The organism is Flavobacterium sp. 40-81 (assembly GCF_001898245.1).
GTDB classification, from domain to species: Bacteria; Bacteroidota; Bacteroidia; order Flavobacteriales; family Flavobacteriaceae; genus Flavobacterium; species Flavobacterium inviolabile.
The window spans coordinates 95,889-119,210 of record NZ_MKTM01000008.1; the positions used below are offsets into that span (position 1 = coordinate 95,889).

17 protein-coding genes are annotated in these 23,322 nt (G+C 40.5%); 10 read left to right on the forward strand and 7 right to left on the reverse strand.

Annotated features, from left to right (window positions below; all coding sequences use genetic code 11):
- Window positions 1-4 precede the first annotated feature (4 nt).
- Genes tamL through accD form a run of 3 tightly spaced genes read left to right on the forward strand, consistent with a single transcriptional unit; the run spans window position 5 to window position 4,575 of the window.
- Window positions 5-2,563, forward strand: a complete 2,559-nt coding sequence (gene tamL, locus BGO42_RS01785; protein WP_273245554.1) for a translocation and assembly module lipoprotein TamL — start codon at window positions 5-7, stop codon at window positions 2,561-2,563.
- A gap of 47 nt (window positions 2,564-2,610) precedes the next feature.
- Window positions 2,611-3,678 (forward strand): class II fructose-bisphosphate aldolase, encoded by a 1,068-nt coding sequence (gene fbaA / locus BGO42_RS01790; protein ID WP_177731995.1) that lies wholly within the window; start codon window positions 2,611-2,613, stop codon window positions 3,676-3,678.
- 42 nt (window positions 3,679-3,720) lie between these two features.
- Window positions 3,721-4,575 carry an acetyl-CoA carboxylase, carboxyltransferase subunit beta gene (accD, locus tag BGO42_RS01795; protein ID WP_177731993.1) on the forward strand — a complete coding sequence of 285 codons (855 nt, stop codon included), beginning with the start codon at window positions 3,721-3,723 and terminating at the stop codon, window positions 4,573-4,575.
- 30 nt (window positions 4,576-4,605) lie between these two features.
- On the opposite strand, the gene galE is transcribed toward accD, so the two are convergent.
- Together galE and BGO42_RS01805 are read right to left on the reverse strand one after the other, a co-directional pair.
- A complete protein-coding gene (gene galE, locus BGO42_RS01800; protein WP_273245551.1) occupies window positions 4,606-5,625 on the reverse strand; it encodes a UDP-glucose 4-epimerase GalE in 1,020 nt (339 codons plus the stop codon).
- Between the two features lie 35 nt (window positions 5,626-5,660).
- Window positions 5,661-6,791 (reverse strand): DegT/DnrJ/EryC1/StrS family aminotransferase, encoded by a 1,131-nt coding sequence (locus tag BGO42_RS01805; protein WP_273245549.1) that lies wholly within the window; start codon window positions 6,789-6,791, stop codon window positions 5,661-5,663.
- 177 nt (window positions 6,792-6,968) lie between these two features.
- Here BGO42_RS01805 and BGO42_RS01810 point away from each other — a divergent pair, with 177 nt between their 5' ends.
- From BGO42_RS01810 to BGO42_RS01825, 4 genes are all read left to right on the forward strand, one after another.
- Complete coding sequence (locus BGO42_RS01810) at window positions 6,969-8,213, forward strand: 3-deoxy-D-manno-octulosonic acid transferase (RefSeq protein ID WP_273245547.1); 1,245 nt, start codon at window positions 6,969-6,971, stop codon at window positions 8,211-8,213.
- Window positions 8,197-8,646, forward strand: coding sequence for a GNAT family N-acetyltransferase (locus BGO42_RS01815; RefSeq protein ID WP_273245545.1), 450 nt, complete (start codon window positions 8,197-8,199; stop codon window positions 8,644-8,646). Before BGO42_RS01810 ends, BGO42_RS01815 begins: the two co-directional genes overlap by 17 nt.
- 103 nt (window positions 8,647-8,749) lie before the next feature.
- Window positions 8,750-10,891 (forward strand): S46 family peptidase, encoded by a 2,142-nt coding sequence (locus BGO42_RS01820; RefSeq protein ID WP_273245543.1) that lies wholly within the window; start codon window positions 8,750-8,752, stop codon window positions 10,889-10,891.
- A gap of 206 nt (window positions 10,892-11,097) precedes the next feature.
- The gene (locus BGO42_RS01825) at window positions 11,098-11,346 is read left to right on the forward strand and encodes a hypothetical protein (RefSeq protein WP_273245541.1); all 249 of its coding nucleotides are present in this window, start codon (window positions 11,098-11,100) and stop codon (window positions 11,344-11,346) included.
- Window positions 11,347-11,392: 46 nt separating this feature from the next.
- Here the strand turns inward: BGO42_RS01825 and BGO42_RS01830 are convergent, their stop codons facing one another.
- Window positions 11,393-11,542: a hypothetical protein gene (locus BGO42_RS01830; RefSeq protein WP_177731976.1), complete on the reverse strand. Its 150-nt coding sequence runs from the start codon at window positions 11,540-11,542 to the stop codon at window positions 11,393-11,395.
- A gap of 4 nt (window positions 11,543-11,546) precedes the next feature.
- The gene (locus tag BGO42_RS01835; RefSeq protein WP_273245539.1) at window positions 11,547-13,073 is read right to left on the reverse strand and encodes a GH3 auxin-responsive promoter family protein; all 1,527 of its coding nucleotides are present in this window, start codon (window positions 13,071-13,073) and stop codon (window positions 11,547-11,549) included.
- 147 nt (window positions 13,074-13,220) lie between these two features.
- Here BGO42_RS01835 and BGO42_RS01840 point away from each other — a divergent pair, with 147 nt between their 5' ends.
- Window positions 13,221-14,015 (forward strand): DUF2797 domain-containing protein, encoded by a 795-nt coding sequence (locus BGO42_RS01840; RefSeq protein ID WP_177731970.1) that lies wholly within the window; start codon window positions 13,221-13,223, stop codon window positions 14,013-14,015.
- A 30-nt stretch (window positions 14,016-14,045) separates the two neighbouring features.
- On the opposite strand, the gene BGO42_RS01845 is transcribed toward BGO42_RS01840, so the two are convergent.
- Window positions 14,046-16,649, reverse strand: a complete 2,604-nt coding sequence (locus BGO42_RS01845) for an AsmA family protein (protein ID WP_273245537.1) — start codon at window positions 16,647-16,649, stop codon at window positions 14,046-14,048.
- Between the two features lie 190 nt (window positions 16,650-16,839).
- Window positions 16,840-18,606, reverse strand: coding sequence for a signal peptide peptidase SppA (gene sppA / locus BGO42_RS01850; protein ID WP_273245535.1), 1,767 nt, complete (start codon window positions 18,604-18,606; stop codon window positions 16,840-16,842).
- Window positions 18,607-18,754: 148 nt separating this feature from the next.
- On the opposite strand from sppA, the gene folK reads away from it, so the two are divergent.
- A complete protein-coding gene (gene folK / locus BGO42_RS01855) occupies window positions 18,755-19,891 on the forward strand; it encodes a 2-amino-4-hydroxy-6-hydroxymethyldihydropteridine diphosphokinase (RefSeq protein WP_273245533.1) in 1,137 nt (378 codons plus the stop codon).
- Here the strand turns inward: folK and BGO42_RS01860 are convergent.
- On the reverse strand, window positions 19,888-20,424 hold the full coding sequence (locus tag BGO42_RS01860) for an RNA methyltransferase (protein WP_273245531.1): 537 nt from the start codon (window positions 20,422-20,424) through the stop codon (window positions 19,888-19,890). The genes folK and BGO42_RS01860 overlap by 4 nt on opposite strands.
- Window positions 20,425-20,583: 159 nt before the next feature.
- Here BGO42_RS01860 and mutS point away from each other — a divergent pair, with 159 nt between their 5' ends.
- Window positions 20,584-23,190 carry a DNA mismatch repair protein MutS gene (gene mutS / locus BGO42_RS01865; RefSeq protein ID WP_273245529.1) on the forward strand — a complete coding sequence of 869 codons (2,607 nt, stop codon included), beginning with the start codon at window positions 20,584-20,586 and terminating at the stop codon, window positions 23,188-23,190.
- Window positions 23,191-23,322: the final 132 nt, after the last annotated feature.

Sequence of the window (23,322 nt, forward strand, 5' to 3'; positions counted from 1 at the left end):
CGATTTGAAAAATAATTTATCAAAAATAGCACTATTTCTTGTATTAGGTGCAATTTTATACTCTTGTTCTCTTGTAAAAAGAGTACCCGAGGGTCAGTATCTTTTAATTGAGAATACTGTAAATGTAGACGGGAAAAAGGAAAAAAGCGAGGCAATCCTCAATCAGCTTTACCAGAAACCCAACAGTTCGATCCTGGGCTACCGTCTTAGACTTCAAATGTACAATTTAGCCCGAAAAAGCCCCGAAGCCGACTATCAGTTATGGCTGCAAAAAAAACCGAAACGCCACCAGTTTTTAAAAGATCTATTATCTGAAAAACAAGTGCAGCGACTAGGACAGTCTTTTTTTGTTTCCGGTGCCAGCACCTTCCTTAAAAAAACAGGAGAACCGCCGGTGATTATTGACGAAACAAAATCGCAAAAATCCCGAAACCGCCTTTTATCCTACTATTTCAACAGCGGTTATTTTAACAGTAAAGTGAGCTATAAGATCGATTCGCTGGAAAACAAACGCGGAAAAATAGCCTACAACATTAAGCTGGGTGCTCCCTACATTATTGACAGTATCACCACATCTATTAAAACACCGGCTTTGGATTCGTTGTTTCACAAAATCAAGGATCAGTCCCTGATTGTTAAAGGAAAACAATACAATTCCCAGAATTTTATTGACGAGCGAAAACGTATTGCCACCAATTTCAGAAATAACGGCGCTTACTATTTCCAGGAAACCAACATCGAATATGATGTGGATACCGTGGCGACCGGACATAAGGCAAATGTGGATTTTCTTATTGACAACCAGACGATAAAAAAAGGAGATTCATTAATTAAAGTTCCTTTTAAACTGTACACCATCAGCCAGGTAAACATCTTTACCGGGAACAGCAACAATAAAAGCAAAGAAAAAGTTGCCGACAGTATTACATACAACAACTTTAACATATACAGTTCTGACAAGCTGAATTACCGCCCGAAAGCAATTACCGATGCTATTTTCATCACCAAAGGAAGTAAATTCAGCGATTTCAGAAGACAGTTAACGTCCCGTTCCCTGAGTAATCTGCGCGTTTTCAACTATCCGAACATTGAGTATGAAGAAGACAAAACCGATACTACCGGAACGTCGCTGATTGCCAATATCGTTTTGTCGCCAAGAAAGAAATTCAACTTTAATGCTACTGCTGATTTCATGCATTCCAACATTCAGGATTTTGGTATACTGGGTAGTACTTCCCTATCGATACGTAACATTTTCCGTGGTGCCGAAATTCTGGAAATCGCCCTTAGAGGGAATATTGGTTCCTCCCGTGACCTTGCGAATCCGAACAATGTATTTTTCAATATTTCCGAATACGGAGCCGATGTAAAACTATCCTTTCCAAGGATCTTTTTCCCTTTAAATACCGAAAAGATCATCCCGAAAAATACGCTTCCGACCACACAGATCAGTTTTGGTATGTCGCGTCAGCAAAACATCGGACTGGACAAAGAGAACTTTACCGGAATATTCAACTATACCTGGAATCCGAAAAGAAACACCAATATCCGTTTTGACCTGGTAAACCTGCAATATGTGAGAAACGTAAACCCGGGGAATTATTTCAGCGTTTACCGTTCATCCTATAACCGACTGAACGATCTGGCACACGTTTACAACAACGATGGCAGCTATCTGGACAACGAAGGTAACCTGACCATAGCCGGAGGCGGAACTGCCGGTTTTATCAATGATGTCCTAAACGGGCAAACGGTATTGACCCAAAACGACAATGATTATTTTGTGGTGCGCAGTATTGAAGAACGCCGTTTGCGTCTGACCGAAAACAACCTGATACTTGCGTCCAACATTACCTATACCAAATCGAGCAGAACAAACATTACGGACAATGACTTCTTTACGTTTAAAACGAAATTAGAATCTGCCGGAAATGTTTTAAGCCTGTTTTCCAAAATACAAAACCAGGAACCGGACATTAACGGCCGAAAGAAATTTTTTAACGTAGAATATTCACAATACATCAAAGGGGAATTAGACTTTATCAAAAACTGGGATTTTGGCAGCAAGCAGGTTCTTGCCGCAAGAAGTTTTGTGGGATTAGCCATTCCCTATGGCAACTCCAACTCCATTCCGTTCTCCCGAAGTTATTTTGCCGGAGGTTCGAACGACAACAGAGCGTGGCAGTCCTACAGCTTAGGCCCGGGGCGCAGCGGCGGATTAAACGATTTCAATGAGGCTAACTTTAAAATCGCGTTAAGTGCCGAATACCGTTTTAATATTTTCGGAAAATTAAACGGTGCCTTTTTTGCCGATGCCGGTAATATCTGGAACGTTTTTGACAACGTGACCGATGAAGAAAGTGTATTTGAAGGCTTCAAATCGTTAAAAGATATGGCATTAGGAACCGGAATTGGTTTCCGTTACGACCTGAACTTCTTTGTAATCCGTCTGGATGTGGGCTTTAAAACCTACAATCCGGCCAAAGCAATGAGTGAAAGATGGTTTAAAGATATCGTTCCAAACCGTGCCGTCTTAAATATTGGAATTAATTATCCGTTCTAATTTTAGAAATTATTATTTTTGTCGAAATAAACTAAAACAACAACACAATGGCTCATAATATAAAACCAGGAGTAGCGACAGGCGATCAGGTTCAGGAGATTTTTAATTATGCAAAAGAAAAAGGCTTTGCCTTACCAGCTGTAAACGTAACAGGATCAAGCACTATCAACGGTGTTATGGAAACTGCTGCTAAATTAAACGCACCTGTTATCATTCAGTTTTCAAATGGAGGCGCTTCCTTTAATGCCGGAAAAGGACTTTCTAACGAAGGGCAGAAATCGGCTATATTAGGAGCAATTGCAGGAGCAAAACACATTCACACGCTGGCAGAAGCTTATGGTGCTACGGTAATTTTACATACAGACCATTGTGCTAAAAATTTATTGCCATGGATTGACGGCCTGCTTGATGCCAGTGAAACGCATTTCAAACAAACCGGAAAACCGTTGTTCAGCTCTCACATGATCGATCTTTCCGAAGAGCCGATTGCAGAGAACATTGAGATCTCTAAGCGTTATTTAGAACGTATGAGCAAAATGGGAATGACACTGGAAATCGAATTGGGTATTACCGGCGGTGAAGAAGACGGTGTGGACAATTCTGATGTGGACAGTTCAAAATTATACACCCAGCCGGATGAAGTAGCTTTTGCTTATGAAGAACTGATGAAAATCAGCCCTCGTTTCACAATCGCTGCAGCATTTGGAAACGTTCACGGTGTTTACAAACCCGGAAATGTAAAACTAACCCCGAAAATCCTGAGAAATTCACAGGAGTATGTTCAGCAAAAATTCAACACTGGCCATAATCCGGTTGATTTTGTTTTCCACGGCGGTTCCGGTTCTACATTAGAAGAAATCAGAGAAGCGATTACCTATGGAGTAATCAAAATGAATATCGACACCGATTTGCAGTTTGCATTTACAGAAGGTGTTCGTGATTATGTTATTGAAAAAATAGATTATTTAAGAACTCAAATCGGGAATCCGGAAGGAGAAGAAGTTCCTAACAAAAAACATTATGACCCTAGAAAATGGGTTCGTGAAGGAGAAATTACGTTTAACACACGCTTGGAGCAAGCGTTTAAAGACCTGAATAACGTTAACACTTTATAATTTAAAGTAAACACCATTCGGGATTAATTCAAATTTAAGACTATGGCTTGGTTTAAAAGAACAGCAAAAGGAATTCAAACCGCAACAGAAGATAAAAAAGACGTTCCTAAAGGACTTTGGTACAAATCTCCAACCGGAAAAATCATTGATTCAGAAGAATTAGCTAAAAATCTTTGGGTAAGTCCGGAAGACGGATACCATGTTCGTATTGGCAGTAAAGAATATTTTGAAATCTTATTTGACAATAATGAATTCAAAGAATTGGATGCCAACATGACTTCTAAAGATCCATTAAAATTCGTGGATACTAAAAAATACAGTGATCGTTTAAAAGACGCTATCGAAAAAACCAAGTTAAAAGACGCGGTAAGAACGGCTGTTGGAAAATCGAAAGGGAAAGACCTGGTTGTTGCCAGTATGGATTTCGCCTTTATTGGTGGTTCTATGGGAGCTGTAGTAGGAGAAAAAATTGCCCGTGCGATCGATTACTCTATCAAACACAAAGTTCCTTTTGTAATGATTTCCAAGTCCGGTGGTGCCCGTATGATGGAAGCGGCTTACTCACTAATGCAGTTAGCCAAAACATCGGCTAAATTAGCGCAATTGGCAGAAGCAAAAATCCCGTACATTTCCTTATGTACCGATCCGACTACCGGAGGAACAACCGCTTCTTATGCGATGTTAGGTGATGTTAATATTGCCGAGCCGGGCGCTTTGATCGGTTTCGCAGGACCTCGTGTTGTTAAAGATACTACCGGGAAAGATTTACCGGAAGGATTCCAGACATCTGAATTCCTTTTAGAGCATGGTTTCCTTGATTTCATCACACCGAGAAAAGAATTGAAAGACAAGATTAATCTATACCTGGATCTGATTTTAGATCAGCCAGTACGATAATAAAAAAAGCCCGGTTAAACCGGGCTTTTTTTATGACTTATTTCTTATTTTCTGTTCCCACTTCCAGGCAGAACCCAGAGCTTCTTCCAGCGTTGCTTCGGCTTTCCAGCCTAAAACCGCATTGGCTCTGTCTGTATTGGCATAGGCTTCTACAATATCTCCTTCTCTCCTGCCTACAATTTTATAGGGCAGTGGTTTTCCGCTTACTTTTTCAAAAGCCTGGATCACTTCCAGAACAGAGCTTCCCGTTCCGGTTCCCACATTGAAGGTTTCCACTTTTTCCAGGTTTTTATTTTCCAGCAGGCGCTTCATCGCCACAACATGTGCTTTTGCCAGATCCACTACATGGATATAATCGCGAACACAGGTACCGTCGGCTGTTGGATAATCATCGCCGTAAACTGACAATTCATTTCGCAAACCTATTGCCGTCTGGGTAATGAATGGCACCAGGTTTTGAGGAACACCAACCGGCAATTCGCCTATTTCTGCCGTGGCATGTGCCCCGATAGGATTAAAATATCGCAGCAAAACAGCCTTTATCCCGGACACTTTTGCCACATCGCGGATGATCTCCTCACCTATTCGTTTAGTGTTGCCATAAGGCGACATGGCCGGCTGTACTGAAGCACTTTCGGTAATCGGCATTTTTTCCGCCTGTCCGTAAACCGTACAGGAAGAACTGAAAATAAAACACGACTGCTCTTTTTGCTGCAATTCCTGCAGCAAATAAACCAGCGCGCCAATATTGTTTTCATAATAGAGTAACGGATTTTCGACACTTTCGCCCACTGCTTTTGAAGCGGCAAAATGAATCACTCCGGCAACATCGGCATACTGTTTGAAAAAACCGGCTACACTTGTTTTATCGCGCAAATCAAGCTGTACGAATACCGGTTTTTCCCCGGTGATCTTTTCAATACCTTCCAAAACATCAATTGACGAATTGGACAGGTTATCGATGATAACCACTTCAAAACCCTGATTGTATAATTCTACTACGGTATGTGAACCTATAAAACCTAAACCTCCTGTTACAACTATTCTCATTTATTTTTTAGTATTAAACCAGATTTTAACGAATACTATCCTAAGAATTCCAGGATGCTGTCGGTTATGAATTTAATTTGCTCATCGTCTAATTCTGTATGCATCGGCAAGGAAATTACTTCATTAACCAATTCATTGGTTACCGGGAATGCTTCTTCTTTGTAACGGGAATCGGTATAAGCTTTCTGGCTGTGTAACGGAATCGGGTAGTAAATGGCACAAGGAATACCTTTATCCAGTAAATGCTGCATTAAAGCATTTCTGTCGGCATTAAGGATGCGCAGAGTATATTGATGAAACACATGACTTCCGTCTTCACCTTTTACAAAAGGAGTAATAATATCCGGATGATTGGCTAAAGCCGCATCATATTTTTTAGCCGCCAGCTGGCGCGCCTCGTTATAAGCATCCAGTTTGGGCAGTTTTGCATTTAAAACCGCTGCCTGAACACTGTCCAGGCGGGAGTTAACCCCCACTACATCATGATGGTAACGCACGTACATTCCGTGGTTTACAATACCGCGCAATTTATAAGCCAGTTCATCATCATTGGTAAAAATAGCACCGCCATCGCCATAGCAGCCTAAATTTTTTGACGGGAAGAAAGAAGTAGAGGCTACATGGCCGATTGTTCCCACTTTCTTTTTTGTTCCGTCTGCATATTTATAATCGGCTCCGATTGCCTGTGCATTATCTTCAATTACATACAGGTTGTGTTCTTCTGCCAAAGTCATAATTGCTTCCATATTGGCCGCCTGTCCGAACATGTGAACCGGAACAATCGCTTTTGTTTTTGGCGTAATCGCTTTTTTAATTGCGTCTACCGAAATATTAAAAGTATCCACCTCCACATCTACCAAAACCGGTGTTAACTGCAATAATGCAATCACTTCCACGGTTGCAGCAAAAGTAAAATCGGCGGTAATTACCTCATCACCCGGTTTCAGGTCCAGCCCCATCATGGCAATCTGCAAGGCATCGGTTCCGTTAGCACATGGAATAACGTGCTTTACTTCTAAATAATCTTCTAATGCTTTCTGGAATTGGTGTACCTGCGGACCGTTTATAAAAGCTGTGGTATCCAGAACTTCCTGGATGGATTGATTTACAGTTTCTTTTATCGCTTCATATTGACCTTTCAGGTCAACCATTTGTATTTTTTTCATCTGTTTACGTATTGTTTTTATTGTCACATGCTTTCAGACTGTAATGAAAAAACGTCATTACAAGACCTGTTTCATCTGAAAAAAAGTTTTTAAAACAAGCAAAAATAGTCATTTAATGAGTTTACACCAATCAAATTAACGTAAAGAACCGTAATTTAGCGACACAAATTTTCGCTTATGTTTTTTCTCTACGATTTATTAGTTCAATTCGTTGGTTTCCTCCTGAAATTCATTGCTTTACTGAGTCCGAAAATCAAACTTTTTGTGGAAGGCCGAAAAATTGTTTTCCCGGCATTAGCAACGGCAATACAGCCATCTGACAAAACGATCTGGTTTCATGCCGCTTCACTGGGAGAATACGAACAGGGACTTCCGGTAATGGAAAAAATAAAAGAAAAGTTCCCCGGTCATAAAATTGTCGTTACTTTCTTTTCGCCATCCGGCTACGAAGTACGAAAGAACAATACTACTGCCGATGCCACGGTTTACCTGCCTCTGGACACCAAAAGCAATGCTATAGCTTTCCTGAAAGCCGTTCATCCCGATATGGCTTTTTTCATTAAATACGAATACTGGCCGAATTACCTGAACGAGCTGAAAAAGCAGAATATCCCGACCTATCTGATATCGGGGATTTTCAGGGAAAAACAATCGTTCTTTAAATGGTACGGCTCTTTTTACAGAAATGCGCTGAAAAGCTTTAACTACTTTTTTGTACAGAATGAAAAATCCAAACAACTATTGCAAAGCATTGGTTTTTCGAACGTAAAAGTTTCCGGCGATACCCGTTTTGACCGCGTAGCTGCAATACTGGAACGCGACAATACCCTGGATTTCATCGAAAGCTTTAAAAACGACAGTCCGGCAATTGTGATTGGCAGTTCCTGGCCAAAAGACGAAACCCTGCTGGTTAATTATATCAACAACACGAGCGATGCGGTAAAATTCATCATCGCACCACACAATATCAAACCGGAACAAATATTATCCTTACAAAACAGCATTACCAAAAAAACGGTACTGTTTTCTAAAAAAGAAGGAAAAGACCTTTCCGGTTATGACGTTTTTATTATCGACACCATAGGCATACTGACCAGGATTTACAGTTATGCCGACATTGCCTACGTTGGCGGCGGCTTTGGAAATCCCGGAGTACACAACATCCTGGAACCGGCCACTTTTGGCGTACCCATTGTAATTGGTCCCAACTATTCCCATTTTGCCGAAGCCACCGCTTTGGTGAACATGGAAGGCTGTATTTCCATTTCCGGTCAGCAGGAACTGAACGAAGCGTTCACCGACCTGATCCGCAATGTGGACATTCGTTATGAAAAAGGGCATATTTGCAGCACTTTCGTACAGATGAATAAAAACGCAACCAATAGTATTTTAAACCACATTATACATGAGCACCATCTTTAAACCGTTAACCAAAGCAGACATTCCTGAAGCAGTAACCCTGATGCGTGATTTTTATGCCATCGATAATTACCATATCGACCCGGCAACTTCGGAAGCGCTGTTTACAGAGTTTATCAGTAATGACAACCTGGGAAGAGCCTGGCTGATCTATTCCGATAACGAACTGATCGGCTATACCATTATCACTTTTATATTCAGTTTTGAATACAAAGGCCGGTATGCTTTTCTGGATGAACTATACCTATCCGAAAAGGCAAGAGGAAAAGGAATCGGGAAACAGGCAATCGAATTTATAAAAGCAGAAGCTCTTAAATTAAAGTTAAAAGTAATCTACCTTGAAGTGGAAAACCATAACGAAAATGCTCAAAAATTGTATCTTGCCCAGAATTTTACAGTACATCATCGTAAAATGATGAAATATATTGTAGCATAAACACCAAAAATCAATTAATACCGGTAACCCTATGATGTGCTTTTAACCAAAGCTCATTACAGCGTTCCGGCTGATTCATTACAAACAAATAAATAACAAACAGATGAAATTTTTAAGACTACTTGTCGTATTGTTCGTTTTACCCGTTTACGCCCAGCAAGGCGGAATGTGGATTCCCTCCTTACTAAAAGGAATGAACGAAAAGGAGATGAAAAACTTAGGGATGAAAATATCGGCAGCCGATATTTACGATGTGAACAAATCCAGTTTAAAAGATGCGGTTCCGCATTTTAACGGAGGCTGTACTTCCGAAGTGATTTCCTCAAAAGGTTTACTTTTAACCAACCACCATTGCGGTTATGGCGAGATCCAGTCGCACTCTACAATCGACCATGATTATCTTACAAATGGCTTTTGGGCTATGAAAATGGAAGATGAATTACCAAACAAAGACCTGGTGGTAACCTTCATTGTAAAAATAGAAGATATAACCAATAAGGTGTTAGAAGGTGTTGCCGCACTTCCTAACGAATTGGACAAACAAAAGAAAATTCAGGAAAACATCGGTATACTGAGCAGAACATTGCCAAAAGAATCCTGGCAGGAAAACAAGATCAGAACTTTCTATGACGGAAACCAATACATCCTTTTTGTAACGGAAACCTATAAAGACGTTCGGTTGGTTGGTGCACCGCCTTCATCTATCGGAAAATTCGGTTCGGATACAGACAACTGGGTTTGGCCGCGCCACACCGGAGATTTCTCTTTATTCCGGATCTATGCCGACAAAAACAACCGTCCGGCGGAATATTCCAAAGACAACGTTCCGTATACACCAAAACATTTCTTCCCGGTTTCTATAAAAGGGGTTAAGGAAAACGACTTTACTATGGTAATGGGATATCCGGGCAGAACCCAGGAATATTTGCCATCGTATGCTGTGGAGCAGATTGTAAACGACTTGAATCCTGCAAAAATTGAAGTTCGTGATGCGGCTTTAAAAGTACAGGACGGATTTATGCGTAAAGACAATGCTATCAAAATCCAGTATGCTTCCAAATATGCCAGTATTGCCAACTACTGGAAAAAATGGATCGGAGAAACCAAAGGTTTAAAAAAATCCAATGCGGTTGCCATCAAACAGAAATTTGAAAAAGACTTCCAGAACAAAGTGAACAAATCCGGCAAACAAGCCGAATACGGAAACTTACTGGCTGACTTTAAAAAGAATTATGCCGACATTGCTCCGTATGCCCTGAGCAGGGATTATTTCACAGAAGTAGTGCTAAGAAATACTGAATTACTGAGCTTCGGACACCGTCTGTACCAATTAGAGCAGGTGTATACCGCTAAAGGAGAACAAGCTTTTAACGACAGAAAAAACAATCTTATCGCCGGTTTTGAAGATTTGTATAAAGACTTCAATGCTAATGTTGATGAAAAAGTTTTCGAACAGTTAATTACCTTATACTCCACAAAGTCGCCAAAACAATTTTTACCGGCAGCTTTCAACACGGTTGATGCTAAAAACCTGACGGCAGAAGTGTACGGAAAATCAAAACTGACCAGCTATAACGGTTTAAAAGAATTATTAAGCGGTGATGCTAAAACGGTTATTGAAAAAATCAATCAGGACAAAGGCTATCAAACGGTAAAAGCAATGGCAGACAGCTACAACAAAAATGTAGCACCAAAATATGACGAGTTAAATCTGAAAAATATTGCTTTACAACGCACCTATATGAAAGCGATACTGGAGTTATTCCCTAACGATCGTCTTTTCCCGGATGCAAACAGCACATTGCGTGTAACCTATGGTAAAGTAAAAGGATACAACCCAAGCGATGCGGTAGTGTATGAACCGATGACTTTCCTGGACGGTGTCATGGAAAAATATGTACCGGGTGATTATGAGTTTGACGTACCGGAAAAACTAATCACTTTATACAACAATAAAGATTACGGACAATATGGCGAAAAAGGCAAAATGCCGGTTTGCTTTATCGGAACCAACCACACTACCGGAGGGAATTCCGGAAGCCCTGCTCTGGATGCGGAAGGTAACTTAATCGGACTGAATTTCGACCGTGTTTGGGAAGGAACGATGAGTGATATTTACTACGATCCGGCGATTTGCCGCAACATTATGGTGGACATCCGCTATGTTTTGTTCATTATTGACAAATATGCAGGCGCAAAACACCTTGTTGACGAGATGAAACTGGTACAAAACAAGAAAAAATAGTCGTTTTTTAACACTTTAACAAAACATTAAAAATCAGATAGTTACACACTTAAACCCTTTGAAATCGGGCGTTTTTGACCATAATTATCTGATTTTTCAAAAAAAAAGTAAACCGGAGCGAAAAAATATTTTACGAAATATTATTACGTATTAAAAATTTTATATCTTTGCTCCGAATTAATAATTAACCTTTATAATTTAGTAAGATGAAAAAAGTTGTTTTAAGCTTAGCATTAGTAGCTATGATGAGTGTTTCTTTCGTTTCTTGTAAAGAAACTAAAACTGAAGAGCCTGTAACTGAAGAAGTTGCTGCTCCTGCTGAAGAGGCTGTAGAAGCTGCTGCTACTACTGTTGATTCTGCTGCTGCTACTACTGAAGCTGCTCCAGCTACTGACGCTGCTGCTGCTCCAGCTACTGAAGCTGCTGCTCCTGCTGCTGACGCTGCAAAAAAATAATTAGAACTTTCTAAGAATTTTAAAACCTCGCAATAGCGAGGTTTTTTTATGCCCTTTCGGTAGCTTTCTGTATTACTTTATCCGATGGATGCCCGATTGTTTTTACCTCACATCTTCTTGGTCCGCACCCCATCCGTTTGGGACCGCAGGAGGCAAGAACTGCCCCCAGCACAAGGAAACCTATCACTTTTTTCATATCATCATTCTATTTGGATATATTGCAATGCTTTCAGTCTGTCTAAATATTCCCGGCTATTGGACAACCTTGGTATTTTGTGCTGTCCTCCCAGTTTATCCTGCTCTTTCAACCAATCATAAAAAAGATTCGTTCGCGCCACATTCAACACTAACGGATTCAGTGTCATATTATTATACCGTTTTGCTTCATAATCGGAATTCAGGCTTTGCAGGGCTTCATCCAGGTTTTTACGGAATAGCTCTATGTTTTCCGGTTTTTTACGGAACTCGATCATCCATTCATGCGCTCCTTTTTCGCGTCCTTTCATAAAAATAGGCGCTACCGTATAATCAATCACTTCCGAGCCGGTTTCATGACACGCCCTGGCGATTGCCCTGTCTGTGTTTTCCACCATCAATTCCTCTCCAAACACATTGATATGATGCTTGGTTCTTCCGGTAACTTTAATACGATAAGGATTCAGCGAAGTAAAACGAACTGTATCCCCTATTAAATAGCGCCACAAACCGGAATTGGTCGTAATCACTACCGCATAGTTTTTATTCAGCTGCACTTCCGATAACCGGATGGTTCGCTGCTGTAAGGTTCCAAAAGTATCCATCGGGATAAATTCATAGAAAATCCCGTAATCAAGCATCAGCAGTAAATCATCGGAATTATTCAGATCCTGGATGGCAAAAAATCCTTCGGAAGCATTATAGATCTCATAATATTTAAAATCCGCTTTCGGCAGGATCCGCTTGTACTGTTCCCGGTACGGTTCAAAGCTCACTCCTCCGTGAAAGTAAACCTCAACATTAGGCCACAGTTCAAACAGATCGGTTTTTCCGGTTTCTTCCAGTACGCGGTTCAACAGCACCAGCATCCATGACGGAACACCGGCAAAACTGGTTACATTTTCCAGAACCGTTTCGTGAATGATCGCCTGTATTTTGGACTCCCATTCACTCATCAGGGAAACCTTATTACTTGGCGTACTGCTGAATTCTGCCCAAAAAGGCATATTATCAATCAGAATCGCCGAAAGATCGCCGAAAAAAGTATTGTTATCTTCATACAACTGCTTACTGCCGCCCAATCGCAGGCTTTTACCCGTAAACAGCTGTGAGCTTTCATTGTTATTCAGATACAGGCACAGCAAGTCCTTACTGGCTTTATAATGGCAGTCTTCCAACGCTTCGTTACTCACCGGAATAAATTTGCTTTTAGCATTGGTGGTACCGCTGGATTTTGCGAACCATTTGATAGGCGTGTTCCAGAAAACGTTCTGCTCCCCTTTCCGGGTTCTTTCGATCAGCGGTTCGAGCTCTTCATAGGTCGATACCGGAATACGCTCCGAAAAGGTCTTGTAGCTCTTAATTGTTCCAAACTCATATTTCTGGCCAATAATTGTGTTTTCTGCTGTTCTCAGCAAACTAAAAAGCAATTCCTCCTGTACTTCATTCGGGTATTTAAGAAACAATTCCATCTGGTGAATTCTCTTTTTTAATATCCAAGAAGCAATTGAGTTAATTATTGTTAATGCCATAATACTAGATTCCGGTTAAGAAGATTTGTTTTTGGGATAATTCAAATCAAAGTTTGTACTTTTACAACATTACCAAAAATAATAAAAAAACCGCAGTAACGACGCTGTTAACCTGCAAATCCTAACTCTTAAATCTGAATTTACAAAATGCAATACGAAGGCGTACTTACAAAAATGCAAACGGAAATAGGAAACCCGATCCAATATTATCTTGTTTTCGAAAATAGCTTTTTGAATGTCAACCAATTACTCAATAAAGAAATGGAGATTTCCTTCCAGGGATACCAATGTTTGAATTGCGGTAAGAAAAAAAAGATTTTCAGACAGGGTTTTTGCTACGACTGCTTTATGTCGAGTGCCTCAGCCGGAGACTGGATCATGAAACCGGAGCTAAGCACCGCACATCTGGACATTGAAGACCGCGACCTGGAATATGAAAAAAGAGTACAGTTACAGCCGCACATCGTTTACCTGGCACTTTCGAGTGAAGTAAAAGTGGGCGTAACCCGAAAAACACAGGTTCCGACCCGCTGGATCGATCAGGGCGCCATTGAGGCTGTTCCGATAGTAGAAGTACCGAACCGTTACCTGGCCGGAATTACCGAAGTTGCTTTAAAGGATCATTATTCGGACAAAACAAACTGGCGGAAAATGCTTCAGAATGAAATTCCAGCCATGGATATTATTTCCGAACGCAACAAACTGGAACCGCTTTTACCCGATGAAGTAAAAGAGTATTTCCATACAACACCCGAAAAAATGTACCATCTGGAATATCCCGTTTTACAATACCCTAAAAAAGTAAACAGTTTAAGCCTTGACAAAACACCTGTTTTTAACGGAAAATTAGCCGGTATTAAAGGACAATACCTGCTTTTTGAAGACGGCACCGTTTTTAACATCCGTACTTTTGAAGGTTATGTTGTAAAAATCACGCTATAAAAAAAGCCCCGCAATTGCGGGGCTTTTTCTTTATTCTTGTTTTTTCTTCTTACCGAACAAATCTTTAATGGCATTTGTTGCGGCATTTTTAATATCGTCTTTCGGTTTTGTTTTGGTCGTATCGGCCGTAGTTCCGGTTCCGGTATTCTTCTTCCCTCCTCCTAAAAGGTTTCCCAAAGCTCCGGTTCCCTGGTTAATCAGCTTGTCTTTCTGCTGCTTGATTAACTGGTTCGAAATATTGGTAACCGCCTGGTTTAAGTCGGTAGATACTTTAGGACTTTTAAAGTTCCCGGTTAAGATAGCATTTACCGGTACGCTTTCTATTTTATTTGCATCTGAAGGCGATAATTTTGCCAGAAGCTTGTTCACATCCGATCCCAGGTATTTGGCCGGAACATCAAACTTCAGGTTATAATTCATGCTCTGGTCAAAACCGTGCTGTCCGCCAACCGTTACTTTGATATCCTGGTATTTAATATCGAACGGTTTTACGTTTACTTTTCCGTTATCGAACGACAAATGGGCTTTCAGGTTGTTCAGGTTCAGCTTGTCCAGGTCTACGAATTTTAAATTGCTGTCCAGCGCATTCAGTAAATTGGAATTTTTCGCATTAACAGAAGTCGAAAGCAATTGCCCTACTAAATCTCCGGAAATTGTTTTTAAATCCGGCGTCATTTCCTTAGCATCCAGGTTACCCGACAGTTTAATGGTCGAATTCAGTTTACCGCTAATAACTCCGGCGATAGGCGCAATGGATTTCAACATATCCAGCTGCGTAAACGATTTGGCAATATCCACGGTATTCAGTCCTAAATCCATATTAAAGGACGGCACAGCTCCTTTAGTCGAAACAGTACCGTTTACCCCGATCTGACCGTCAAAAATATTGGTTTTCACATTTTCCAGTTTTACCGCTTCATCCTTAATGATCATTTTTCCGGAAACAGCTTTCAGGGTCAGGTTATCGTACACCACCGTATTGGCATTTGCCGTAATGGCACAATCCAGGAAGGCCGGAATTTTCACAGCTTCTTTCGGCTTCGCATTACCTTTTGTCGCTTCAGGCGTTGTTGGCGTCATAAAATCGGACACTAACAACTGGTTGGAGTTCATGGTAAAGTTTCCTTTCAGCACTTGTTTTTTAAATACAAAACCATAGAAATTATCCAGTGTTCCGGTTACTTTAATATCTGATTTTCCGGTTACCGCATCCAGTTGGTTCAAACGGATCTGATTCGGATTAAAGGCAACGGTTGCCTGTTTGATCTGAATTGGTTTTGCCATTTCCGGACCGGCATAGTTGAATCCGGTAAGGCTGATATTTCCGGAATTCTGGATATTCTGATACTGGCTGGTTTCCACCGATTTCATATCGAATTTGGTCACTACATCGGCTTTTAGAATCCCCGACAACGGTTTTTCCAGTTTCACCGGATAGGCTTTTGTCACATTAGCCAGGTTGATAACGCCTTTTAATTCGGCATTTACCAAAGCGTTTTGTGAAATATTTTTAATGTTTGCTTTCGCATTGAAAACATCCTGATCGATCCGGAACGACAATTTATCCAGATTTACATACGTATCGTTCATCAATCCGGTTTCGTTTATGATCCGGGTATCAATTACAATATTCTGAACCGATTTCGGCAAATCCGGATATTGGAAGGAAGCATTATTGGAGGCTATTTCAATATTGAATTTCGGGATTGTTGTATCGGTAAGCGCTCCTTTAACCGTTCCGTCTACTTTAAAATCACCGGTTGTTTTAACCGTATTCAGGTTGCCGGCATAGGCTTCCGGAACCAGTCCCAGGAAGTTTTTAAAGGATGATGTAGGCGTTTTGAATTTCAAGTCATATTCCTGCCCGTTTTTCAGCATTTGAATAAATCCGTCAAATTCCAACGGCAGCTGATTGATCAACGCCTTATTTTCTTTAAAGGTATATTTTTGTTTGTCCAGATCAATACCCAAAACAGCATCCAGATTCAGCGATACGTTTTTCATGTATTGCATCTTATCCATCACCAATGATAATTTTGCCGATGATTTTGTTACCAGATCCAGCTTTTGCGCGGCAAAATTACCGGTTCCTTCATGATCCAGGCTATCGACCACCATTTTGATTTTTGACTTTTCATCAAGATATGTGAATCGCAGGTTTTTTATTTCATATTTCTTAAGGTTCAACGCAAACGGTTTACTCTCTGAAGGGTCATTTTCTTTTTCATCTTTTAAGGCAATGTCAAAATTTCCCACACCGTCTTTATTGAAGATGATGTTCACGACTCCGTTTTCGGAATAGAATCCGTCTACTTTCATCGTTTCCCCGTCTTTTTTAAAGAGTTCCTTAATGGACATTTTCAGATTTACCTCTCCGGCATAAAACAAGGTATCGCCGGCAAAAGGCGCCTTATTAATGATGCTGATCTTATCAATGGTGACATTTGCGTTCGGAAAGCTCTTAAACAGGCTTAAATCCACATCATCAAAAGCCACTTTGGCATCCACTTTATCATTAATGGCTTTTACCACCAATTCTTTTATTTTGTCTTTAAACAAAAACGGAACAGCGGCTAAGGTGATTATTGACAGCAATAAAAACACACCGAAACCTTTTAGAATTTTCTTTAACATAACTCGAAATATTTATCTTACGAATTTACTACAAAAATTAAACCAACTTATTTAATGCGAACAGAAAATAAGTTGGTTTAGTATAAAAATCGTTGAATAGTACGTTATTACGTCCGTTTCCGGAACCCGTTTTCTTTCAACACGATTACCGATGTTTGTGCTGTAGCATTTTTCTACAGTACGTTGGGGATTAGCGGATCACTAACTGGAACGGCATTAACGCCTGTACGCCTCTTTGCTGATTGGCTTTTCTGATCTGCTCCAGAATCTGGTAGCTTTCTTCACCTATCTGCTCTTTGATCAAAGCTTCTCTTCCCTGGAACATGGATATTCCGGTAAAATTGTGAAGCATGTCCTGCAGCGTTTTATCATATTCCGGGAAACTTTCCGTTTTGTATTCTTTAATTTTGGCTAAAGAAGCTGCATGTTTGATGGCTTCATCCATACCGCCCATTTTGTCGACCAATCCTACTTTGATTGCATCTCTTCCTGCCCAGACACGTCCCTGCGCAATGCTGTCTACCTGTGCGAAAGTCATTTTTCTTCCGGTTGCCACACGGCTTACAAATGTTTTATAGATGTTTTCCACACCTTCTAAAACCACATTTTTGTAGTTCTCGTCAATCGGTTCAAAAACGCTGTATCCGGATGCATTCTGATGGGTTCTTACCTGTTCGGCATTGATCCCTATTTTTTTAGCCAGCGGACTAAAGTTCGGCAAGGTTCCGAATACCCCGATAGAACCGGTGATTGTATTGGGTTCTGCAAAAATAGTATTGGCATTGCAGGCAATATAATATCCGCCGGAAGCTGCCAGGTTACCCATGGAAACCACTATCGGTTTTTTCTTTTTGGTCAGTTCAATTTCTCTCCAGATCAGTTCCGATGTTAAGGCACTTCCACCCGGGCTGTCGATTCTCAAAACAATCGCTTTTACATTATCGTCATTACGGGCCGCTTCCAAAGAACGTCGCATTGAACCTTCACCAATGTAGGTTACATCCCCTTCACCTGATAAAATTTCACCCTGTGCATAAATAATGGCAATTCTGTCTTTCGTTGAATACTCCTCATTGGTCGTCGCTACATTACGGGCATAATCCAGTATGTTCACTTTATTGTATTCTTCTCCTTTTTCAACTTTTAAGGCTTTACGGATACCGTCATGGAATTCGTCTTCATAACCGATTTTATCGATCAGTTTTTTGTTTTTTGCCATTTCCGGAGTTCTTGCTCCAAGATTTGTTGCAATAACATTCAGGCTGTCCACCGGTATTTTTCTGCTTTTCGAAATATCGTCAACTACCGTTGTCCAGACAGAGTTTAATAAAACGGTCATTTGTTCCCGGTTTGCCGGACTCATTTCGTTTTCCAGAAACGGTTCTACAGCACTTTTATATTTTCCGTGACGGATAACTTCCATCTTGATCCCTGATTTTTCCTGAAAATCTTTGAAGAATAAGATTTCTGTAGACAGTCCTTTAAAGTCCAGTTCTCCCACCGGATTCACATAAAGTGTATCGGCAACAGAGTCTAAATAATATTCTCCCTGCGTATAGGCATTGGCGTAAGCCACAACAAATTTTCCTGATTTTTTAAATTCTTCCAGTTTGTTACGAACGGCTTTTCTTTGTGCCATTCCCAGCATGGAAGCATTGTTTACAATAGAAATCCCTTTGATCCGATCGTCTTTTTTAGCCGCATCGATTGCATTTAAAACATCGACTACACCATCGTGTTTTGCTTCAAAATAATTAAAATCGGTGAAGTTAAATTTTCCGCCATAATCATGCGTCACTTCAGACAAATCCAGTTCTATAACGGAATTATCTTTTACTTTTATTTTATCATTATCGCCTCCAAAGATTGCTCCGATCAGCACAATCCCAAAAAACAACATCATAAAAAAAACGAATAGTCCGACTACAGTTGCGATTACATTTCCTATAAATTTCATTTTATTTCTTTTTACTATAAGTAGTTTTTTTTCGATAAATGTTACAAAAGAAGTCAAAGAAAGCTGTTTGGCCCGGCTTTATCAAGAACTTATCAACACTTCCCACAAATATACTCCAATTCTAAAATTCTTTTAGTTATTTTGCCGTATGCGCAGTCAGAATCAAGTTGTATTATCATTAGGAAGCAATCAGGGAAATCGTTTGGAGAACATCCAGCAGTGTATCAATCTGATCCACAAAAGTATAGGAACCGTAATTCGCGTATCCCGCCTGTACGAAACACCCGCATGGGGTTTTGAAAGTGATGCTTTTTACAATTGCGCCATTGTACTTCACACTTATTTTTCTGCCGAAACCATCCTTAAAAAGATTCTTTCTGCTGAAAAAAAGCTGGGAAGAACCCGGAACGAACAGCAAGGTTACCAGGCACGAATGATCGATGTAGACATTATTGCTTTTAACGAAACGGTAATAACTACTGACGAACTGACGATTCCGCATCCGCAAATGCAAAACCGTCTTTTTGTATTACTGCCTTTTAAAGATTTAAATCTGGAATGGGAACATCCGGTTTTAAAGAAAAGTATTTCAGAGCTAATCGCCACTACAGCAGACACCAGCCACTGCACAATTGCCGGCAAGCTTGTTTCTCCGGTGGAGAAGTTTGAAATGCATCATTTTAATTATATTGCAATTGAAGGCAACATCGGCGCCGGAAAAACGACTCTGGCTACCAAAATTTCCGAAGATTTTAACGGCAAACTAATTCTGGAGGGTTTTGCCGACAATCCGTTTTTACCCAAATTCTATAAAGATCAGGCCCGTTATGCGTTTCCGCTGGAAATGTCATTTTTAGCCGATCGTTATTTGCAGTTGTCGGATGACCTGGCACAGTTTGATTTGTTTAAAGATTTTATCGTTGCCGACTATCACATTTTTAAATCGCTGATTTTTGCAAAAGTGACGTTAGGGTCGGACGAGTTCCGCCTGTATAAAACCATGTTTGACATTATCTATAAAGAAATGCCCAAACCGGGACTGTATGTATACCTCTACCAAAACACGGAACGCTTACTGCAAAACATCAAGAAAAGAGGCCGTTCTTATGAACAGGAAATTCCCGCAGAATACCTGGACAAAATTAACCGCGGCTATCTGGATTATATCAAATCGCAGACCAGCCTTAATGTGTTGGTTATTGATGTTTCCGACTATGATTTTGTGGAAAACCAGGAAGATTACCTGAGCATTCTGGAACAGATCCAGGAAAAAATGCAGTCTTAACCGGGAAACTGCAGTTTTTTAAACAAATCCCAAACCACAATTCCGGCACTAACCGAAATATTCAACGAGTGTTTCGTACCCAATTGCGGAATTTCAATTGTTCCGTCACATTCATGGATTGCCTGCTGCGAAACGCCTTTTACTTCGTTTCCAAAAACCAACGCATATTTCTTACCGGTTTCCGGTGTGAAATCCTGCAATAAAACGGAGTGTTCCACCTGTTCAATCGCAAAAACAGCAACCTCTTCTTTTTTCAGGTTTTCAATTACTTCCAGCACGTCTTTGGCATATTCCCAGCTTACCGTATCGGTTGCGCCCAATGCGGTTTTGTGGATCTCTTTATTGGGAGGCGTTGCCGTGATACCGCACAAATAGATTTTTTCAATTAAAAAAGCATCGGCTGTTCTAAAAACCGAACCGATATTGTGCAGGCTGCGGATATCGTCCAGTATAATGATAATTGGTGTTTTTTCCGCTTCTTTAAATTCCGCTACATTCTTTCTTTCTAATTCGCTATTGGCAAGTTTTCTCATCTTGTTGTAAATAATTGAGGGCAAAATTAATTATAAAATTTGACAGAATCCCCGAATGTTTTTCTTTTTGCTTTTAAAACATTATGTTCAAAACATCTTATTTTTCTATTATAAAAAATCCTTAATTTCGCTCTTTACGAATATTTAAATCTTTAAGCCTTGTCAACAAAAGAAAAAACTCCGAAAGAAACGCCCCTAATGAAGCAATATAATGAAATCAAAAGGAAATATCCCGATGCCTGTTTGCTGTTCCGTGTGGGTGATTTTTACGAAACTTTTGGTGATGATGCTGTTCGTGCTTCCCAGATTTTAGGAATCACCCTGACCAAACGCGGTGCCGGTTCGGATTCTGAAACCGCTTTAGCCGGATTCCCGCACCATTCGTTAAATACGTATTTACCCAAACTGGTAAAAGCCGGACTTCGTGTTGCGATTTGCGATCAGCTGGAAGATCCCAAGATGACCAAAACCATCGTGAAACGCGGGGTTACAGAACTGGTTACTCCGGGTGTAGCGCTAAACGATGAAGTGCTTAGCTCTAAATCCAATAACTTCCTGGCTTCCGTTCATTTTGGCAAAAAACTTTTAGGTGTATCTTTTCTTGATGTTTCTACCGGAGAGTTTTTAACCTCACAGGGTAATGAAGAATATATCGACAAGCTGTTGCAGAATTTCAGTCCGAGTGAAATCCTAGTTCAGAAAAACCATAAAAATCAGTTTAAGGCGGCTTTTGGCGAAAACTTCCATGCTTTCTTCCTGGAAGACTGGATCTTTAAAGAAGACTATGCTTTTGAAACGCTGACGAATCATTTCCAGACCAATTCATTAAAAGGGTTTGGTATTGAAGAACTTCCGGAGGGCTTAATCGCTTCGGGAGCTATTTTATATTATTTATCGGAAACACAGCATAACAAAATACAACATATCACTTCCATTCACCGTATCGCCGAAGATGCCTATGTGTGGATGGACCGTTTTACAATCCGGAACCTGGAATTATACCACAGTACGAATCCGAATGCCGTAACGCTTTTAGACGTTATCGACAGAACGCTTTCGCCTATGGGAAGCCGTTTGCTGAAACGCTGGCTGGCACTTCCGCTGAAAGATGCGCAGCGCATTAAAGACCGCCATGAAGTAGTGGCTTATTTCAAGGAAAACGGAGACGAGTTACAGAAAGTACAGTACCAGATCAAACAGATATCCGACCTGGAGCGTCTGATCTCAAAAGTAGCTACCGGAAAAGTAAGTCCACGTGAAATTGTATACATGTGCAACTCGCTGGATGCTATTGTCCCGATCAAAACGCTGGCAATGGAAAGCACCAATGCTTCGTTGCGAAATATCGGAGACAAATTAAACGCCTGCGAAGTACTGCGTGAAAAAATCAAAGCAACTTTAAATCCGGAAGCACCGGTTTCGATCAATAAAGGAAATGCTATTGCAACCGGAATCCACGAAGAACTGGACGAGCTGCGCAGTATCGCTTTTTCCGGAAAAGAATACCTGGAAGCACTGGAAGCACGCGAAAGTTCGAAAACCGGAATTCCTTCTTTAAAAATATCCTTTAACAACGTTTTCGGGTATTATATTGAGGTTCGTAACACACATAAAGACAAAGTTCCTGCCGAATGGATCCGCAAGCAGACCCTGGTGAATGCCGAGCGTTATATTACAGAAGAATTAAAAGAATACGAAAGCAAAATCCTGGGCGCTGAAGAGAAGATCTACAAACTGGAAGTAGAATTATTCGAACAGCTGGTACTCTGGATTTCGACTTATATCAAAGTAGTTCAGCTAAACGCTAATTTAGTGGCGCAGCTGGATTGCCTTACCTCTTTTACGCAGCTGGCAATCGAAAACAATTATATACAGCCGGTACTGGACGAGAGTTTTGAACTGGATATTAAAAACGGACGCCATCCGGTAATTGAAAAGCAGTTACCAGTGGGTACACCTTATATTGCCAATGATGTTTTCTTAGACAACAAAACGCAGCAAATTATCATGATTACCGGACCGAACATGTCGGGTAAATCGGCGATATTGCGCCAGACGGCCCTTATTGTATTACTGGCACAGATGGGCAGCTTTGTTCCGGCTGAAAGTGTGCGAATGGGCATAGTTGATAAAATCTTTACCCGTGTGGGCGCTTCCGACAATATTTCGATGGGAGAATCGACGTTTATGGTGGAAATGAATGAAACGGCTTCTATTTTGAATAATATTTCCAACAGAAGTCTTGTTCTTCTGGACGAAATCGGCCGCGGAACGAGTACTTATGACGGTATTTCCATTGCCTGGGCCATTGCCGAATATCTACATGAGCATCCGGCAAAACCAAAAACATTGTTTGCCACACATTACCACGAACTAAATGAGATGGAAGTGATCTTTGAAGGGGTTCAGAATTTCAACGTTTCCGTAAAGGAATTAAAGGATACGGTATTATTTATCCGTAAACTGGTAAAAGGCGGCAGTGCGCACAGTTTTGGTATCCATGTGGCTAAAATGGCAGGTATGCCGCAAACGGTAATCCAGAAAGCCCAGAAGTTATTAAAGAAACTGGAAAAAGATCATTCGAGCGAAGCTTTAGCCGGTGTTAAGTCGGATAAAGAGGAAATGCAGCTGAGTATTTTCAATCTGGACGATCCGCTACTGGAAGAAATCAAAGAAGAGATTCTCAATATTGACATCAATACGCTGACTCCTGTGGAGGCTTTAATGAAGCTAAACGAGATTAAACGGATGTTAACCAAAAAATAATTTATTTTTAAACCAAAGGTTATCAATAAATTAAAAAAAAGTTTTGTTTTTTTTCTGAATATTTCTTGTGTAATTAGATTTATGTACTAAATTTGCATCCGCAATACAGAACAAGTATAGCGAAGTTCAAAA

Coding starts and splice junctions, on each gene's coding strand:
- BGO42_RS01820 (WP_273245543.1), top strand. CDS start 8,750: ATGAAATTTTTAAGACTACTTGTCGTATTGTTCGTTTTACCCGTTTAC.
- folK (WP_273245533.1), top strand. CDS start 18,755: ATGCGCAGTCAGAATCAAGTTGTATTATCATTAGGAAGCAATCAGGGA.
- fbaA (WP_177731995.1), top strand. CDS start 2,611: ATGGCTCATAATATAAAACCAGGAGTAGCGACAGGCGATCAGGTTCAG.
- BGO42_RS01840 (WP_177731970.1), top strand. CDS start 13,221: ATGCAATACGAAGGCGTACTTACAAAAATGCAAACGGAAATAGGAAAC.
- BGO42_RS01845 (WP_273245537.1), bottom strand. CDS start 16,649: ATGTTAAAGAAAATTCTAAAAGGTTTCGGTGTGTTTTTATTGCTGTCA.
- sppA (WP_273245535.1), bottom strand. CDS start 18,606: ATGAAATTTATAGGAAATGTAATCGCAACTGTAGTCGGACTATTCGTT.
- BGO42_RS01810 (WP_273245547.1), top strand. CDS start 6,969: ATGTTTTTTCTCTACGATTTATTAGTTCAATTCGTTGGTTTCCTCCTG.
- BGO42_RS01830 (WP_177731976.1), bottom strand. CDS start 11,542: ATGAAAAAAGTGATAGGTTTCCTTGTGCTGGGGGCAGTTCTTGCCTCC.
- BGO42_RS01835 (WP_273245539.1), bottom strand. CDS start 13,073: ATGGCATTAACAATAATTAACTCAATTGCTTCTTGGATATTAAAAAAG.
- BGO42_RS01825 (WP_273245541.1), top strand. CDS start 11,098: ATGAAAAAAGTTGTTTTAAGCTTAGCATTAGTAGCTATGATGAGTGTT.
- galE (WP_273245551.1), bottom strand. CDS start 5,625: ATGAGAATAGTTGTAACAGGAGGTTTAGGTTTTATAGGTTCACATACC.
- BGO42_RS01860 (WP_273245531.1), bottom strand. CDS start 20,424: ATGAGAAAACTTGCCAATAGCGAATTAGAAAGAAAGAATGTAGCGGAA.
- BGO42_RS01805 (WP_273245549.1), bottom strand. CDS start 6,791: ATGAAAAAAATACAAATGGTTGACCTGAAAGGTCAATATGAAGCGATA.
- BGO42_RS01815 (WP_273245545.1), top strand. CDS start 8,197: ATGAGCACCATCTTTAAACCGTTAACCAAAGCAGACATTCCTGAAGCA.
- accD (WP_177731993.1), top strand. CDS start 3,721: ATGGCTTGGTTTAAAAGAACAGCAAAAGGAATTCAAACCGCAACAGAA.